Here is a 17,531-nt window from a genome sequence, read left to right as displayed (position 1 = left end):
TTGTTATTCCAAAAACATCTGCTTTGTTTACAGGGTGCAAAGGTACGGCAAAACAGAAAGGTGCGCAATACCTAAAACTAAGGGTTTTAAGCATCGCGCACTAGCACGTACCTATAATTATTTAATAGTATTAATCAAAAGTAGGTATTGATGAACATTTCGTGTTCATTTCTTCCCCATCCTCGACGCAAGACTGATGGCTAGGGAGCCGGCGGCGAGGACGAGGATGATGACAAGGAAGAGGGCCCAGGGCGATGAGAGCGTTTTGAGGCCCTCGGCATAGTCGGCGCCAATCTCTTCGGCAGCGCCCTGATAGTACCACTCGGAGGCAGTCCAGAGCTTCATGAGCCACACGAGGATACCCAAGGGCAGGATGGGATAGGCCAACAGGATACTGCGCTTGTAGGTAGTGCCGATTGATTGGCGTACTATATCTGAAAAGATACCCACAACCACCATCAGGAGGGTCTGCGTGAAGTCAATCTCGCCCATCACGAGCAAGACGACGGCGAGGACCAGCGCAAAGAGGGTGGCCACACCTAAACGCTGCCAGCGGCGAGTTGCCCAGAAATACGAGGGTGCACCCAGCATGGCGGCCAGAACGGGGAATACGACGATCCAGCACCAAGGACTCAGGAAGCCTAGGAAGGCGCAGGCGAAAGATGTTACGGCATAGAGGACGGCACATCCGAGGATGCCAAGAAAGTTGTTGTTTGATTTTTCCATTTTAAAAACTGTATTTTAGTTTGACGAATAATTCTGAGTTCTTTTTGTAGACGGTAAACATGCCGCTGTCGGCATGGAAATAGTCGTAGCCCACGATGGCGTGCAACTGGTCGTTGAGGGCGTAGTCGGCACTCAGGCGATTGAACACGCCACCATTGGTCACGTCGATATAGGCGAAGGTCTGCAGCGAGAGCGTGTTGTGCAGCAGATCCTTCGAGATGCGGAGGGTCGAGAGACCCGTGTTTCTGTGCTCGCCCAGCGCCACGTACTTATGCGAATACTGCGCCGAGAGCGTCCAGTCGTTGCCGGCATACCAGTCGAGGCCAAGCAAGGCGTTCGTCGAGGCTGCACGCGCTCCCCCACTCTGCAGTTCGTCGAGATACTCAGCCACCTCGCCTCTTATCACGAATTTCCCCACAGGCACGGACACATCGCCGCCCAACATCGTCATGCGACGATATTCGCCCACGCCGTTGCAGACGACAGGCTGCTTGTTCCACGTATGCAGGGCCGAGAACGAGAAGTCGATGCCGCTGAGGAAGAACGACAGTCGGCCGCCATACTCCATATTACACAAACGACGCTTGGGCTCTTCGCCGATAGGAACGGGTCCCACCGACCACGGGTTCTCCACATCCGTAGGCAGGTCAAAGAACGAGCTCACGGGTATCACCACCGCCTCAGTGCTCCATTTCTCACGCGAGTAGCGCAGTCGCAAACCACCCACAGGGATGCGGATGTCGTCGTAGTCCTGCGCCAAAAACTCCGTATAGTCCATCGGCGAGATGATGTCCGTCAGTCTTAAAGCATCCGCCACGCCCCAGGTGATGATCTGCCGTCCTGCCCGCACGTCCCAATGGTCATCCGAATAGTAGGCATAGGCCTCGCGCAACTGGAAGCCCGAGCGGTCCTTCAGGATGGCGTTGTGAATCAGGTTGGCCGACACGAACGCACCCGCATTTCCCTTTTCCAGCGTCACCTCGCCACGCACACGGCTACGTGACGACATCCAGTCGTTGGGCGCCTCCGTGCGTACCGCATGATACGTATCCACGAAGCCCTTCACGCCCACGCGGAGAGAATCCTCATCCTGCGCGCCGACGGCAACGGGTACCACCCACAACAAAGCATTCAAAAACAGCCGTCTCATAAGCCTTTCTCCAATTTAGCCACCGTAAACAGCGCCTTGTCCACCTTCACGTCATACTGTGTGTTCTTCACCACGATGGTGGTACTGTGCTCCGTCTGCACGTTCTTCATCTCCATCTTCAGTACGGTCCAGAAGCCCTGAATCTTCTTCACCTCCTGGATGGTGAGCACACGGTGCAGTTTGTTGAGCTTGTCGTAGTACTCCACATGGTCGGCTATCAGACAATCCTGACGAATCCACGACACCTTACGACTGTAGATCTCGTGCTTGTCGACAGGTACCGACTCCACCACCCAGCACTTATGACCGTTTCTTGTCTCCTCGCGCAGCAACTTATGTGTGTCCTCATCCACGTGGCGCTGCCCCATGTCGTCGTACGTAAAGTCCGTACCCATAAAATAGTCCGTCTTCGACGATGAGCCACTGATGCGGCGCGTTTTCTTCATCGCTGGCAAGTAGAGCCATTTCGCATCCTCCTTACCAATCTCGTCGTAGTCCCAGGTGAGGAATCCCGTGCCCTTCACGTCGCCCGGATAGGTAAAGAACATCATCTTCTTCGTGTCCTTACCCTCGTCCATCGCCCACGACGTCACCTTCCTCTGGCGCGTGCTGCCGTTCTTCTTTTTGAGCGTCAGTTCCATCTCGCCGTAGCGTGTGTCGCCGTCGGCACGGTCCTTCACTTTCTGAATCACATCGCGGCCCGAAAGCTGCTGCGCAGCGCAAATTGAGAATTGAAGATTGATAATTGAAATCAATACTGCAATAATAAATATCTTTTTCATAATTTCTGAAATTTAATCTTTCGCTCGGCTTTGCCGCTTGGCTCCGCCAAGAATGTTTAATGTTTAATCTTTAATCTTTAATGTTTAATGTTTAATCTTTAATCTTCCCAAACACCTTGCACTTACTCACCAGTATCGGCGTGACGAGCAGGTCAGCAGCCAATGCCGAGAGGATGCCGATGATAGCCATCAGACCGAAGTTGATACACATGGTGCAGGCCGAGGTGCAGAAGCCGGCGAAGACGGCAGAGGTGATGATAGAGGTGATGACAATGGCGACGCCCACCACGCGGAACGTGCGACGGATAGCCTCACGATAGTGGTGCGAGCGGTCGAACTCGAGCTTCGAGTGATTGATAAAATGGATGGTATCGTCCACGGCCATACCCAGCATCATGGGCAACAGCGTGGCGGTCATCATGTCGAGCGGCACACCCATCCATCCCATATAGCCACCCACGAAGACGGCAGGCATCATGTTGGGCACCAGTCCGATAAGTCCCACGCGGATGCTTTGGAACGCAATCATCAGGATGATGCCGATGATGAGGATGGAGATGACGAACGAGAGCATCTGGCCGCGCACCAGATACTGCATCATGGTGACGTACTGCGGGATGTTTCCTACCGTCGTAATCTTCGCCCCGGGGAACAGCTCCTGAGCGTCCTGCTGAATGCGCGCCAGTTCGCGCTCCACCTGTGCCGAGTTGAAGTCGGATATCTCAACCATCAGTCTGAGGCGACGGTAGTCATAGTCCACCCAATACTCAGACTCTGTACCGCCCGCATTCTCGTAGAGCAGAATCTCCTGCGCCACTTCCTCCTCTGTATCAGGGATGCAGAAGCGGGCCGTGTCGCCATCGTTGAGCGTCTGGTTCAGGTCCTTCAGGATGTCGAGAATAGACGTGGTGCGCTTGGTCAGGTCGTAGGTATTCACCTGCTGCTGCAACTGGTCCAGTCGGCGCAGGTTCTCAGGTTCCTTAGCCTCGTCGTCGTGGGGCAGTTCCACGATGAGGTCGTAGGAATAGAGCGAACCGAGTTCTGAACGGCCCACGTCCATTACCTCTTTCACGTAAGGCACATCCTCGCCCATGGTACGCTCAATGTCGAACGCCGCCTCAATCTTCCACAGACCCACGCACAGCACCAGACACACCACGAGGAACGACCAGCCAATCTTCTTGGGATTGCGCAATACGATGTCGCTCAAGCGCACCATGGCTGCAGTCCAGCGGGTATCAGGCGGGAGGGCTGATGTCTGATGGCTGATGTCTGATGTTTGGGTGACGTCAGCCTTGACGCGCTTATTTTTACCAAAGGACAGCAATACAGGCGAGATAATCAGCGAGGTGAGGAGCACGAACAGCACGCTCATCGAACTGATGACACCCACGCAATGCATGGGGCGAATGGGGATGACCAAGAACGACAAGAGCGACACCAGTGTCGTAAATCCGCAGAAGAACACCGACCAGCCTATCTCCCTCAGCGTTTCTATGATGGCCTTCTTGCGTTGGCCGTGGATGCACATCCTGCCTCGGAAATACGAAAAGATGTGGATGTTGTAGGCAATGGCCACGGCAAAGGCAAGGATGGTGGGAATCATCAGTACAGTAGAATCGACATACATCTGTGTCCATCCCGCAATACCGTAGGTGATGAAAAGTCCGCCAACCACAGAAATAATCGGTGCCAGCACACCACGAAGCGAGCGCGTCATACAGAGCATCACCAGCATGCAGACGATGGTGGCAATCATCATCAGGCGACTCATCTCCTGACCGATATACACGGTCTTACAGTTGGTGACGTAGGGCATGCCCGTACCTTTGGGATGCAGCGAGGCGTAGGCAGGTTTCTTGATGATGCGCTCCACCTCCTGACCCGTGATGATATCGGGAGCCACCGTGCCCTGCTGCTTCCACACGCTATCCTTGGGGAAGGTGCGCAGTTTCACCATGATCCACGACAAGCGGCCGTCCTGCGAGATGAGTTTGCGCGCCACGTGTGGCTTGCTGAAAGCACGCTTACGGACGCTGTCCATCGCCGCCGAACCATCCTCAGGAATCTCATCGGGCACAATCTGCTCGATGGTCATGCCCTCGTCGCTGCCCACCATAAACTCGATATCCGTCAGCGACGTCACCTTGTCGGCATACGACAGACTGTCCAGCAGTTCGTTGGAGAGGGTCCTCAGCGTGGTCAGGTTCTCCTTCGTAAAATGGTCGTCGCATTGCGTCAGCACCCCCACGTAGTAATCGTTGCCGAAGTGCGACTTAAACTCGTCGGTCATCACCAGCATGGGGTCGTCCTCGATGAAATAGTCGTCGAACGACGTCTCCTTCACCATCCGTTTCATGCCGATAACCGACACGATCATCACTAATGCGAAGATGCCCAATGTCAGCCAGCGCATCTTCAGCAGTTGCGCGGCAAACCGCGCGAACAACTCATTAATCTGTTCAATCTTCATACCTTTCAATTATTTAATAACGAACAATGTTTCAAAATGTTCACCAAAAAGAGAGGACCCGCATCTCTGCGAGTCCCCTTCATGAAACCTATCATTTGATTCTTACCCATATTTACTTAGCAAAACTATGGAAGAAGCAAGGATTGCCCTGGACGCTGAGCACAGGTCCTTCGACCTTCTGCGTCTTGGGGTCGTAAGTATAGAAGCCGTTGGCCTTGGTGTTGGCGCTGCCAAAGACCACGAGTCCCTTGTGCAGACCGATGGCCATGGTGTGAGGGTTACTGATCTCCATGCCCTCGATGACCTTGATAGTCTTGGTCTTCAGATCCACGATAACGGGCATGTTGGTCATGCTCAGGTAAGGGTTTGACATGGCGTTGGGGTCGAGCGCGTTCGAGTTGGCATAGGCATAGAGCTTGCCGTCGCCGCCATAGCACACAGCAGCCAGGAAGTCGGCATACTGCGTAGAGAGACCCTCCACCACCGTCTGGTCGAAGGCAATCGCATAGTCAGGATCGATATCCGTCTGTCCCTTCTTGATGCGTACGATACCGCCGCGGAAGCCAGGGATATAGCCAAACGAACCGATACAGTTGACGTAGATATCCTCGTTCTCGTCCACGAAGATAGAGTTGGGCTCAATAGGACGGGTGGCGAAGCAGAAGCCTATGGACTCGTTGACGATATGCTTCTCCAACTTATCAGTCTGGGTGTCAATCATGGCCAGTTCGATGGTGTTCTTCTCAGGCATCCATTGGGCATTCATCTGGTTCAGGCCTACAAAGAGCTTGCCGTCGCGAATCACCATGGCACCAGGCGACACGTTGGTATTGGGCTGACTCAGCGCGTTGAGGTCGATATCAGCAATCTTGGTCATCGTGGTGGGGTTGAACGCCATCACAATACCAATACCCTGCATACTGACATAAGCCTTCTCGCTGTTGAGCTCCACGATATTGGCAGCAGCCGAACCGGCAGGGATTGCCAGCGCGCCCTTCTTCACCCAGTTGCCTTTAGCGTCGAGGTTATAGCGCAGAATCTCAGCCTTCGAGTTGCCCATATAGTCGGGGAAGGTATAGATATTGCCCGAAGGTGCCACGATAGGTGTGCCGCCAAAGCCGAAGGGGATGGCGTTGCTGTTGTCGTAGGTACCAGGCGTCATATCCCCAAGGCTCTGCAGATAGGCGCTGCCGCTACTGCCGTCAGGATTGGTGATGCTGGTGGCAAAGATCACGCCGGTGAAGTCGCCCTCGTTGTTGTTGTCCTGAGTTGTGGTTGAGTCATCGTTGCTGCACGCGCAGGCGAGCGCCATCATGGCAGCCAATGCAAAAATGTTTTTTTTCATTTGATTAATGTGTGTTTGATTAAATAATTATTTGAAAACATATCTCACTTTAAAGCCTACATAGCGACCTGGCAGGGGGCGGTTGAACTCAGACACCACGTGGCGGTCGGTCAGGTTCTTGACCCTCAGGGTCAGCGTCAGACGGTTGTCCATAAAACTATGCTCCAGGGCAGCATCCATCGTGAAAGAGGTGGGAATCTTACGCTCCTGATACTTGCTCACCTCAAAGTCGTAGAAATACTCGTGGATATACGAGGCATCGTAGAGCAGACGCGTGTTCTGACCCTTGCCGCCAAAGAGGTTCTCCCTGTGGAACTCGGCACCGAAATTACCCATCAGATAGGGCACGTTAGGGATGCGCAGGTCCTTGGTGGGATTGGCCACGTTGGTGCCAGGCACCGTCTCGCGCACGTCACGCAGGTCCTGCCAGGTGCCGTTGGCATAGAGATAGAGCAAGGGACATACATCGCCCTTCAGCTCCAGTTCCACGCCTTTGGTGCGTACCGTGCCGAAGTTGCGATAGCGCGCCATCGTGGGGATAATGTCGGGCGTAAAGCGAATCATGTCGTCCAACTCGTTCAGATAGCCCGAGAGTTCCATTTCCAATAGTCCGCCGTCATCCTTCACATGGCGGTACATCACGCCCAGGTTTACGCCCTTGGTGCGCTCAGGCTGCAGGGCTGGCGATGCCAGGATGGAAAAACCGTTACCTATGAGTTCCTCGCTAGTGGGGATGCGCACCTCAGAGTTGAACGAGGCCTTCACCATCCAGTCGTCGGAGAGCCGGTAGCGCAGGGCATCGCTGAAACCGAAGTAGTTCTTCGAGATATCCACGGCCTCAGGTTCGCTGACGCTGAAGGTGTTGATGCTGCGCGAGGACGAAGAGAAATAGAAATGCTTCAGGGTGAAGGCATTCTGAAAGCGTCCGCCAAAGAGACTCAGGTCATACGACAAGCCCGTGGTCAGGGTGGTCATCTTGCTGGGGAAATTGGCACAGAAGCCCAGCGCCTTATCCATCAGCGAATCGCCTGGGTGCATTGACGTATGGTCGCCATAGAGGTTAAGGTTTACGGCGTGGTGAAGGTCTATGGTGTAGCCCAGGTTCAGTTTCAACGTTGCCTCGTTGGTGCGTGTGCGTCCGTCGCTGGGATATTTGTTCTGCTCACCGCCAAAGACCGATGTAGGTGGCATCTCGTTGCCGTCCCAGTCGTAGCGGTGCATGGCGGTATCCTTCATGCCCGAATAGCCCAGCACATAACCGGCATCCATGTCAAGATCCAGTCCGTCGAGGAAGAAGTTGTCCTTCTTCAGGTTCAGCGCAGCCACATAGCTAGACGAGAAGTTATAGGCCTCGCGGATGTCGATGTCGATGCCCTGAATCTCCTGTTTGGTATGCATGCCGATGAGCTCGAGCTTCACCTCGTCAAACCACCATTTGGTGGCTTTCACCGAACCGCCATAGATAATCTTGTTGTACTGGTCGTGGTCGCGCTCCACCCAGCGCCCGTCGATATTGTCGAGCCGCATTTTGTAGTTGTTCTTCGAGAACGAATAGGTGCCTCCCAGGCCAAACTGCAGACCGCTCTTCTTGTCGGTGCGCTTGATGACGCCATTGAGCTGGTGGGTGTTGAATGAACCTATCTCGTACGAGAAGTCGAGGTAGAGGGGCGGATACTCCTTGGTCACCACGTTGACGGCACCACCCAATGCCGAACCGCCAAAGCGATAGGGCACCAGGCCCTTGTACACCTCGATGCGCTCAATCATGTCGGTGGGCACGTCGTTGAGGGCCACGAAATTGCTAAGCTGCGACATAGGAGCCTCGTCGATATACATACCGATACGCTTACCCTCCAGGCCACGGACAGAGATACGCGAGGCGCTGCCCAGTCCACCCGTGTTTCTGATGGTGACGCCCACGGTACGAGCCAGCACATCGTTCAGGTTGTTGGCAGAGCCCTGCAACTGCCGTTCGCCAATCACGGAAACAGGCATGGCCGACTCCTTGAGCATCCTAAGTTTGGTGCGACCTGTCACCTGCACCTCGTGCAACTTGATAGGGTCTTCATTTCTTAATGTGCTGTCGGGGGCGCTCTCGTCCACTCGTTTCTCATTGTAAGCCAGTTCCTGCGCTCCAGTTGTCAGGGCTGCAAACAGGCCGCTCACCAAAAATAAAACAATCTTTTTCATCATTCACCTATATTTATATATATATGCTCGTTTCGTATGGGGGGAAAACCGCTTTCCACTCGCCTAAAGTTGAGACTACGCACAAAAGCGAACAAAACTCTAAATTGTTCACACAAAAAAGAGAGGACCCACATTTCTGTGAGTCCTCCCTCTGTCGGGATGCCAAAGCATCGCTATGTGTAATTTTTCTTTTCATCCGTCGATACGTTTTTCCGGCTGCAAAGGTATGGAAAATTTCTGGCACATGCAATACCTAAAACTGACTATTTCATATTCATCAGCGTGCGCCATCCGCCATACTCAAACTGGATATAGTCCTTGAGAGCCTTGTGTATCTCATCGGCAGACAGGTTGTGCTTGATAACTTCAGAGATAAAACTGAACATCCACACCGTATGCACATGATAGGTGAAGGGGGTATGGATGGCACTACACGTGGGGTATTTGCATTTCAGCTCGTCCATAAACGACAGGACAATGCGTGTGCACTCGTCCGTATAGGTGTCGATATAGTTTTCGAGCGAGGAGCCTTGCGACTGGTAGAGCAGCAGTTTCAACTCGTCGCGATGGTTGTTGATAAGCAACATATACTCCTTCACGTTGTCGCCCAGCATCATATTGCTCTGACCTGTGGCATAGTTAAGGAAGTCCTCCTGACTGTCCATGTTATGATGATCGTGCATCATACGTTCCAGTTCGGCAATGAGCGGCGTCACTATATAGCGAAACAGTTCGTCCTTGCTCTTGAAATAGTTGTAGATATTGCTCACACCAATGCCCACCCCCGCTGCAATATCGCGCATCGAGGTCTTGGCATAGCCCTTTTTCAAGAATATCCCTCGGGCCACCACTACAATCTGCTCGCGTGTATAGTCTTTCTTAATCTGCATCACATCTGTTTTTACTAACGGCCTACAAAGGTACGACGAAAAACAGATGTGTACAATACCTAAAAATAGGTGTTTTCACGAACTGAAAGGGACTATCGCCTAGCGCTGATTTTCTTTCGTACATGTCCCTGGGCATCGCGTACAACGTCCACCATACCCAAGCGGCAGAGCACCTCGGGAGCCGTTTCAGCAATCAACTCACCCACCCCTGTGGTTGAAGACATGCTGAAGGAAAAAGATGCCAGTCCACCTGTGACAGTCATATCCGTAATCGGCTTAGACATCAGTCTGCTGCCATCAATATTCAAATTATTCAGTTTGGCGGCAGGCGTCGAGGTGTTGGTCAACTGGTTTGTATCGCCATAAGGATAGGCCCAGTCACTGAACAGACTGGCACTATTGTTAGCGTAGAACAGTTCGTAGCGTCTGACGAAATAACTATTGGGACTTGCTGTCGTACTGGTCCACAAGGAGGGGTCATAGTCTATGTGGAACACGAGGATACCACTACCCGGAATTTCAGCATCCCAGCCAATGGGCTGACGATTCTCTATGATGTAGTACTCATTCTCACAACCTTCGTTGCGAACAAGATAGGCTCTGCCCTCTTCTGCCAATGCCGGAATGTCGTTAATGGCCGCGGGCTCCGTCAGTTCTATAGGCGTGACCCATCCCATCAGCCAGCGCTCGTGAGCAGAAAAGCCTGCAGGCACATAACCCTTGCCATTATAGTTGCCACTGCCCATCAGGTCCCAATTACCTACCAGTCCCTTTACAGAACCACTATAGAAATCGGGCATACCAAAGCAATGGGTATATTCATGACAGATAGTACCAAAAGGACTGTACCCCTCTCTGGCACTAAGTTCGTTGAGTGCACAGTAGCAGTCAATCTGGTAGTTCTTGTCACCAGCCGAGACAGTCAGAGCATTGCGATAGCTGCCTCTCTTGCCATCCTTCAGATGTTCGCTCATCCACCACTGGTGAGGCCATATCAAGTTTGAATCTTTCGACTCGTTCATGCCGTAACCAGGATAGATGATGAGCAGTTGGTTGATATAGCCATCGTCATTCCAGTCGTACTTTGCCCAGTCAATGTCGCGCTTCTTCAACTCGTCCACGATATCGTCGACCAAAAACTGCGAGTTCTCGTCGTCGTACGCATTACTGGCATAGCGCTCGGCATTGCCGCTAACCTGAATATACTCCAAGTCGAAAGTCAGGTTGAACTTGCCGTAGCTCTGATCCATGAAATAATCGTGTACAGAACCTACGAAAGAGCCTTCATGGTAGTTCTCCGCATTGAAAATCTTGTTCCATTTCTCTAGCGCTGCCGACTGACCATCCTGAAACTGACGGTCGTTGAAATTCACTAAGATAGTCAACTGATGGCGCTCGCCGTGATAGTAATCTCCACCTGGAATCCTTTGCTTGTCATCTGTTCTCCGAAAAAGACTACTCTGCTCACGCGGAGTGCCCCGCCGACATACCCGGGAGGAAACAATCTCTTGTGCTACTGCTGTTATCATACACAATAGCATCATACATAATAATAACAATCTAATGTGTTTCATCGTGATTAGTTTTATAGAATATAGTTAGAACAATAAGATAATGTAGTGGGTGCAAAAGTAACAAAAAAGATAAGAATCATGCGCAATCTTTTCTTAAAAATATTTAAATTGCATTATTACGGAATTAGAAATCAATACTTCGTCCATAAAATACAGGAAAAATCATCATTGTCATAGATCATAATTACAGCGAATAGAAGAGACTCTCTATCGTATTATCTTATAGAAATATCGCAGGCGACATATTGTTAAACTACCTTAAAGTTTAAGGTAAATCGCTTGCGATATAACTTTTTATTCATACCTTTGCATCGTGAACGATATAAATCACATAAATAACAGTTGATTTTCCAACACAAAACATTATTATATATGGCAAAGATTTATGATTTCAAGGCTCAGACGAGCAAAGGCAAGGAACTGGATTTCGCTCAGTTCGAGGGTAAGGTGCTGCTGATAGTCAACACAGCCAGCAAGTGCGGATTCACACCCCAGTTTGCAGGACTGGAGGAGATGAACCAGAAGTACAAGGACAAGGGACTGGTGATTATCGGTTTTCCCTGCAACCAGTTCAAGGAGCAGGATCCTGAGGGCGACGAAAAGATTGAGGAGTTCTGCCAGATTAACTACGGTGTAACTTTCCAAATCATGAAAAAGGGCGACGTCAACGGTCCTGATGCCCAGCCCATCTTTGAGTATCTGAAAGCGCAGGCTCCCACCGAGGAGTACAAAGGTCTGAAGGCCAAAGCCGCCAAGACCCTCTTCAAGGCTATCAGCAAGAGCGTGGAGAAGGACAGCGACATCAAGTGGAACTTCACCAAGTTCCTCATCTCTAAGGACGGCGAGACCATCAAGCGCTATGCGCCTACCACAGAGCCCAAGGACTTTGAGAAGGACGTGGAAGCCATGTTGGCTTAATTGACAATTGACAATTGAGAATTGAAAATTATGCACGCAGAATTACAGCTTGACAAACAGATATGCTTCCGTCTCTATACGGCGGCACGTCTGATTACCCAGGCCTACACGCCGTTGCTGAACGAGTTGGGTATCACCTATCCGCAGTACCTGGTGCTGATGGTGCTCTGGGAACAGGATTCGCAACCCGTGAACGACATCGCCCACCGGCTGTTGCTCGAGACGAACACCGTCACTCCCCTACTCCAGCGCATGGAGAAACTGGGCATTGTGGTTCGTAAGCGCGGCAAGGAGGACAAGCGCCAGCAGATAGTATCGCTGACGGAAAAAGGCAAGGCGATGGAAGAACAGGCATATGCCATCATCCCTGCTGGCATGGGTAAAGAGTTGCGCGCCTGCCCCTTCCAACTGGACGACTATGTCAAGTTTGCCAGCGAACTCGACACTATTATTGAAACACTAAAGAATAAAGAGAAATAAATTTTGGCACAAAAACGATTCCATAGATATTTCAAGACACCAGGACTGCCGCTCTACTGGATCATCATCGCCTACATCATCATTGGGTGGTTCTTTCCCGTGATAGGTCTGTTGGCACTCATCTGTATGATTGGTCCCGTGGTGACGAGCATCTACAAGGGACGCTGGTGGTGCGGACACGTATGTCCCCGCGGTAATATGTACGACCGGCTGCTGTCAAAGTACTCACCCCATCGCGAGATACCCAGATTCGTGCGCACCTTCGGATTCCGCTTGTTTATGGTGTTCTTCATCTTCGGCATGTTCGGCATCCAACTGACATTCACCGTGCCCTGGAGTGAGGGCGGACTGGCCATGTGGAGCGGCATAGGACGCGTATTCTGGACGATTATCGTGATGACCACCATCGTAGGCATTATCCTGTCGTTCATCTACGCCCCACGCACCTGGTGCTCGTTCTGTCCCATGGGAACCATCTCCAACTGGGTAGCACCCAAGAAGGCGCCGATGCCCAAGGCATTCACCAATATCCACGTGTCGAGTGCCTGTCAGATGAAATGCAAGAGTTGTGCGCGCGTCTGTCCGATGCAACTCACCCCCTACGATTCCCGCGGACAGGAAGCCGGCTATCTGCATCCCGACTGTATCAAGTGCAGCAAGTGTACACTAGCCTGTCCCTCGAAGATTATGACATTAAGACATTAATTGTGAGAGCAACGCCTCACAACCTTCAAGTACATCGCGCCAGGTGGCTTCGAAGTCGCCCGTATACCACGGGTCGGCTACGTCACCTGGCCGATTTGTATAATCCATCAGCATACGGATTTTTCCCTCAGGGTCGCCCCCGCTGATGGCACGCATATTACGGATATTCCAACTGTCCATACCTATCAGCAGGTCGTAGCGGCCGTAGTCCAGACGCGTCATCTGTCGGGCCGTCTTGCCCTGACAACTGATACCGTGCTCAGCCAGTTTTCTGCGGGCAGGCGGATAGACGCTGTTGCCTATCTCCTCGGTCGAGGTGGCAGCCGACTCAATCAGGAAATGATCCTGAACGCCAGCCTTACATACGAGGTCCTTCATCACGAACTCAGCCATCGGACTGCGACAGATGTTGCCGTGACAAACAAAGAGTATTCTGTATTTCTCCATCGTATTCTTTCCTGAGGTCTCGCTTACTTCCTCACAATCACGCTACCGCTGGCCTGATGGGTGGCCAGAATCAGCACCTCGGCAATCTGCACGTGCTCAGGCGCATTGGCAGCATAGACAGCCACGTCGGCAATATCATCGCCCGTAAGGGGTTTGATGCCTTTATAGACATTGGCAGCACGGTCGCTGTCGCCGTGGAAACGGATATTACTGAAGTTGGTCTCTACCAGTCCGGGCTTCAGGTTGGTCACGCGCACGGCAGTATTGGCCACATCGATGCGCAGTCCGTCGGAGAGCGCTTTCACGGCAGCCTTCGTAGCGCAATACACGTTGCCACCAGCATAGGCAGCATCGCCAGCCACCGAACCGATATTGATGATGTGTCCGCTATTGCGTGCCACCATACCAGGCACCACCAGACGCGTCATCGTGAGCAGCCCCTTGATATTGGTGTCGATCATCGTCTCCCAGTCGTCGGGGTTGCCCTCATACTCAGGTTCCAGTCCCAGCGCCAGTCCGGCATTATTCACCAGCACGTCAATCTGCTGCCACTCTGCTGGCAGTTCCTGGATATACTTAGCAGCCTTCTCGCGGTCTCTCACGTCGAAAGCAAGCGTCAGCACTTCCGTATGCTTTGCATCCGTTTCCTCATTTATATTGCCGCAGGCGCTTTCCGTCAAAGCCTTTCGGATTTCATTCAGACGGTGTTCGTTTCTTCCCGTCAGAATCAGTCTGTCACCATTTGCAGCGAACTTCTTTGCACAGGCGAGTCCTATTCCGCTTGTCGCACCTGTTATCAATACTACCTTATTCATAAAAAGCGATTATAGTTTTTGTTTCGGAGTACAAAAATACGAAAAAAATGAGTGACAGCATCATTCCTGTCGATTTTTTTGCATTTTTTTTCATTCGCTGACGGCGGCGCGGTTGAACACGATGGTATCCGAACGGGTGATGGAACCAGCGGCAAAGTAGCCCATACAGCCACCCGTGATATTGCTGCGCGGATTGGCGCCGTGATGCTGTCCCCTGCCCAACTGATACAGATAGTCGTACACCTTGGGATCTACGGTCATCAACGTCACGCACACGCTGTCGCCATCGTAGAGGATACGCTTCCAGTTCTCCTCCTTGTCATCATCCATATCCTTTTCGCTGACGAGCATCCAGTCCAGGAAAATCTGGCCCGGCGGACAGCCGCGGTCGTCCATCAGGTCCCAACTGTAGGGAGCCGTCTGGCGTGTGTTCTCCAGATGCGGATGGTGCGAGATACGATGCATCCTGATCCAGAAATAATTACGCACGTCGGGTTCCGGGTCCACGCCCCACAATTCGAAGCAGAGCATACGCTGCCCCATCATCGTGACCCACGAGAACTCTGACGATGTGACAGGGGCGGCGGCAGGCATCGTGGCCGAAGCCTCGTAGTGCTGTCCCTCGAAATCAACCTGCATCTGATAGGTCTTCCCTACCTCGCCAGCGACAGGCGAATAGTAGCAGTCGGCCGCAGCGTCGTAGGTCAGTGGCGTCGACGTGACGCCATCAGTCATCACGACATCAGCACCAGGCAGACAATGCGCATGAACAGAGTCAGTCACGGCGCGGGTGCGACTGATAACGACCGTACGGCCCTCGTTGGTCACCTTACCCTCAATCACCACCACAGGCGCCTCATCACGGAATTCAAAGTCAATCTCCTTGGTGCAGGCCGTCAGGACTGCAACACATATAATCATGTATATAAGCTGTTTCATCTCTTAATATTTTAGGGTGAACGACACAGAGGGGACGATGCCAAAGAGCGACGTCTGCTCTACCTTGGTGCCAGAAGCTTTCCTGTCGTCGTTAGAAAAGCGGATAACGTATGGGTTATAGCGGTTGTAGGCATTATAAATGCCAAACGACCAGATATGGGTCGCCTTACCGTGCTTACGGGTGTAGCTGGCGCTGAGGTCCAGGCGGTGGCAGGCAGGCGCGCGATAGCCGTTGCGCTCGCTATAGGAGAAGAACGTAGAGCCATCCATATCATACTTAGCCGACGGGGCGCTCAGGGCCTGACCCGTGTTGTAATGCCAGGTAGCAGCCAGGTCCCACGCAGGCGACAGCTGGTACATACCCACGATGGAGAGGTCGTGGCGACGGTCGTTGGACGCCGTGTACCAGCGTCCGCCGTTGATACCCTCAATCTTGTTTTCCGACCACGCCAGCGTGTAGGATATCCATCCCGTCAAAGGACCATTGTTCTTATGGGCACAGAGCTCCAGTCCGTAGGCGCGTCCCTTACCGCCCAGGATGAGTCGCTCCACCTCTATCTCCGAATAAAACATCTTGCCGTCGCGATAGTCATAGACATTGCGTATGGTCTTATAATAGGTCTCGGCCGAGAAGTCGTAAGCGCCATCCCTGGTCACACCCGTCCAACCCAACGACACCTGGTCGGCCTGCTCGGGCTTCACGATATTACTCGACATGAGGTAGCGACTGAACGGCATCGACATCGACCCGTTGTTCAGGGCATGCACATCCTGCGACGTGCGACTGTAGCCTATCTTCAGGTTATGCTGGTCATTAAGACTGATCTTGGCGCTGAGGCGCGGCTCTATGTCGGCATAGGTCTTCACGATATGCGTGCTGCCAGGGTTGGTGGTTTCGGTGATGTTGCCGTCGGCATCAATCTGATAGTAAGGCGCGCCACCCAGGGCCGAGAAGAGGTGCAGACGGGCACCCGCCTGCAACTGCAGGGCTGGACTGATTTTCCAGTCGTCGCCAATCCACAGGGCTCCCGTCAGGGCATTACGCTTCTCGCACTCGTGGAGCAGCACCATATCCCATTCGGCCGACTTCACCTGCAGGTAGGTAGCCTCCAGTCCGTAGTTCACGTGATGGCGGTCGCTGGGCATCCACGTCTGCTGATGGTTCAGCGTGGCATGACGGATAAAGCCCTTCGACGTATAGTCCATGCTCATCACGTTCATACCGATATTACTGCTGAAGTCGCTGTATATCAGGCGGGTATTGGCATAATGCTGGTCGCAGAACGTATGCAGCCAGTTGGCCGCAGCGGCCGTATTACCCCATTTCATGTACATCATATCCTCCAGTCCCATATTGTCGAAACCGTGGAAGAACGAGAGTGCCAGCACATCTTTCTGCGTCAGGTGGAAATTCAGGCGCACGTTGGCATCATAGAAATGCAGTGTGTTGTTCTTGTACTTGTCTGTAGCCTTCAGAAACAGGTCCAGATACGAGCGTCGGCCAGAGACGAGGAATGACGACTTGCCATCCTGCATGGGGCCCTCGGCCATCACCTTTGCCGACAAAAGACCGATGGTGCCGCCAAAATGATAGTCGTGCATGTCGCCCGAGCGCGTGCTGATGTCGAAGACGGATGAAGAGCCGCCGCCAAACTGTGCCGGCACCATACCTTTATATAATGCGCCACTCATCAGGGCGTCATCGTTGAACGTAGAGAAGAGGCCCATCAGATGACCGGCATTATAGACCGTGGCACCATCAAGGAGTATCAGGTTCTGGGCAGCCGTACCGCCGCGTACCTGATAACCGCCCGAGCCTTCGCTCTCGCTCTTCACGCCGGGCAACAGTTGCAGACTTTTGATGATATCTTTTTCGCCAAAGAGCTGGGGCACCTTGGCCAGCGTGGCTATCTCCACTTTCTCCACGCCAATCTGTACCTCGTCCACGCGTTTCTGCGCCGAACGTGAGGTAACGGTCACTTCCTGCAGCGTCTTCTCTCGCGCTATATCGGGCTCTTCCTGGCCCATGCAGGGAAGTGGTGCCACGGTCACCGCCGCAGCTGCTATCCTAAAAACCAACTTTCTTACCTTTTTCAT

General features: G+C 52.6%; 15 protein-coding genes. 3 read left to right on the top strand and 12 right to left on the bottom strand.

Annotated elements, in window-relative coordinates; all coding sequences use genetic code 11:
• Positions 1-165 precede the first annotated feature (165 nt).
• From L6466_RS03430 to L6466_RS03395, 8 genes are all read right to left on the bottom strand, one after another.
• Positions 166-726: an MptD family putative ECF transporter S component gene (locus L6466_RS03430; protein ID WP_237802077.1), complete on the bottom strand. Its 561-nt coding sequence runs from the start codon at positions 724-726 to the stop codon at positions 166-168.
• 1 nt (position 727) lies between these two features.
• Positions 728-1,876: a DUF1302 family protein gene (locus tag L6466_RS03425; RefSeq protein WP_237793344.1), complete on the bottom strand. Its 1,149-nt coding sequence runs from the start codon at positions 1,874-1,876 to the stop codon at positions 728-730.
• On the bottom strand, positions 1,873-2,658 hold the full coding sequence (locus L6466_RS03420) for an outer membrane lipoprotein-sorting protein (RefSeq protein WP_237793345.1): 786 nt from the start codon (positions 2,656-2,658) through the stop codon (positions 1,873-1,875). Before L6466_RS03420 ends, L6466_RS03425 begins: the two co-directional genes overlap by 4 nt.
• A 91-nt stretch (positions 2,659-2,749) precedes the next feature.
• Positions 2,750-5,131, bottom strand: a complete 2,382-nt coding sequence (locus tag L6466_RS03415; protein WP_237813073.1) for an efflux RND transporter permease subunit — start codon at positions 5,129-5,131, stop codon at positions 2,750-2,752.
• 112 nt (positions 5,132-5,243) lie between these two features.
• Positions 5,244-6,476: a DUF4374 domain-containing protein gene (locus L6466_RS03410; protein WP_091853827.1), complete on the bottom strand. Its 1,233-nt coding sequence runs from the start codon at positions 6,474-6,476 to the stop codon at positions 5,244-5,246.
• A gap of 27 nt (positions 6,477-6,503) precedes the next feature.
• A complete protein-coding gene (locus L6466_RS03405) occupies positions 6,504-8,669 on the bottom strand; it encodes a TonB-dependent receptor (RefSeq protein WP_237802080.1) in 2,166 nt (721 codons plus the stop codon).
• Positions 8,670-8,929: 260 nt separating this feature from the next.
• Complete coding sequence (locus L6466_RS03400) at positions 8,930-9,556, bottom strand: TetR/AcrR family transcriptional regulator (RefSeq protein ID WP_091818859.1); 627 nt, start codon at positions 9,554-9,556, stop codon at positions 8,930-8,932.
• A 92-nt stretch (positions 9,557-9,648) separates the two neighbouring features.
• Positions 9,649-11,085 (bottom strand): M6 family metalloprotease domain-containing protein, encoded by a 1,437-nt coding sequence (locus tag L6466_RS03395; protein ID WP_237793349.1) that lies wholly within the window; start codon positions 11,083-11,085, stop codon positions 9,649-9,651.
• A 417-nt stretch (positions 11,086-11,502) separates the two neighbouring features.
• On the opposite strand from L6466_RS03395, the gene L6466_RS03390 reads away from it, so the two are divergent.
• From L6466_RS03390 to L6466_RS03380, 3 genes are read left to right on the top strand one after another with little or no spacing between them, the layout of a single operon-like run.
• On the top strand, positions 11,503-12,048 hold the full coding sequence (locus L6466_RS03390) for a glutathione peroxidase (protein WP_091818861.1): 546 nt from the start codon (positions 11,503-11,505) through the stop codon (positions 12,046-12,048).
• A 30-nt stretch (positions 12,049-12,078) separates the two neighbouring features.
• Positions 12,079-12,528 carry a MarR family winged helix-turn-helix transcriptional regulator gene (locus L6466_RS03385; RefSeq protein ID WP_431356505.1) on the top strand — a complete coding sequence of 150 codons (450 nt, stop codon included), beginning with the start codon at positions 12,079-12,081 and terminating at the stop codon, positions 12,526-12,528.
• A gap of 3 nt (positions 12,529-12,531) precedes the next feature.
• A complete protein-coding gene (locus L6466_RS03380; RefSeq protein WP_237793351.1) occupies positions 12,532-13,233 on the top strand; it encodes a 4Fe-4S binding protein in 702 nt (233 codons plus the stop codon).
• Here the strand turns inward: L6466_RS03380 and L6466_RS03375 are convergent.
• The 4 genes from L6466_RS03375 to L6466_RS03360 all read right to left on the bottom strand — a co-directional run bounded on the left by L6466_RS03375 (position 13,222) and on the right by L6466_RS03360 (position 17,531).
• Positions 13,222-13,680 (bottom strand): low molecular weight protein-tyrosine-phosphatase, encoded by a 459-nt coding sequence (locus L6466_RS03375; RefSeq protein WP_237793352.1) that lies wholly within the window; start codon positions 13,678-13,680, stop codon positions 13,222-13,224. The two genes, L6466_RS03380 and L6466_RS03375, sit on opposite strands and share 12 nt — an antisense overlap.
• A gap of 23 nt (positions 13,681-13,703) precedes the next feature.
• On the bottom strand, positions 13,704-14,495 hold the full coding sequence (locus tag L6466_RS03370; RefSeq protein ID WP_091853815.1) for an SDR family NAD(P)-dependent oxidoreductase: 792 nt from the start codon (positions 14,493-14,495) through the stop codon (positions 13,704-13,706).
• Positions 14,496-14,585: 90 nt separating this feature from the next.
• Complete coding sequence (locus L6466_RS03365) at positions 14,586-15,434, bottom strand: DUF4249 family protein (RefSeq protein WP_237802081.1); 849 nt, start codon at positions 15,432-15,434, stop codon at positions 14,586-14,588.
• Positions 15,435-15,437: 3 nt separating this feature from the next.
• On the bottom strand, positions 15,438-17,531 hold the full coding sequence (locus L6466_RS03360; RefSeq protein WP_237802082.1) for a TonB-dependent receptor plug domain-containing protein: 2,094 nt from the start codon (positions 17,529-17,531) through the stop codon (positions 15,438-15,440).

Source organism: Prevotella communis (assembly GCF_022024175.1).
GTDB classification, from domain to species: domain Bacteria; phylum Bacteroidota; class Bacteroidia; order Bacteroidales; family Bacteroidaceae; genus Prevotella; species Prevotella communis.
Note: the sequence above shows the minus strand (reverse complement) of the source record. Positions and strands in the feature narration are given on the sequence as shown.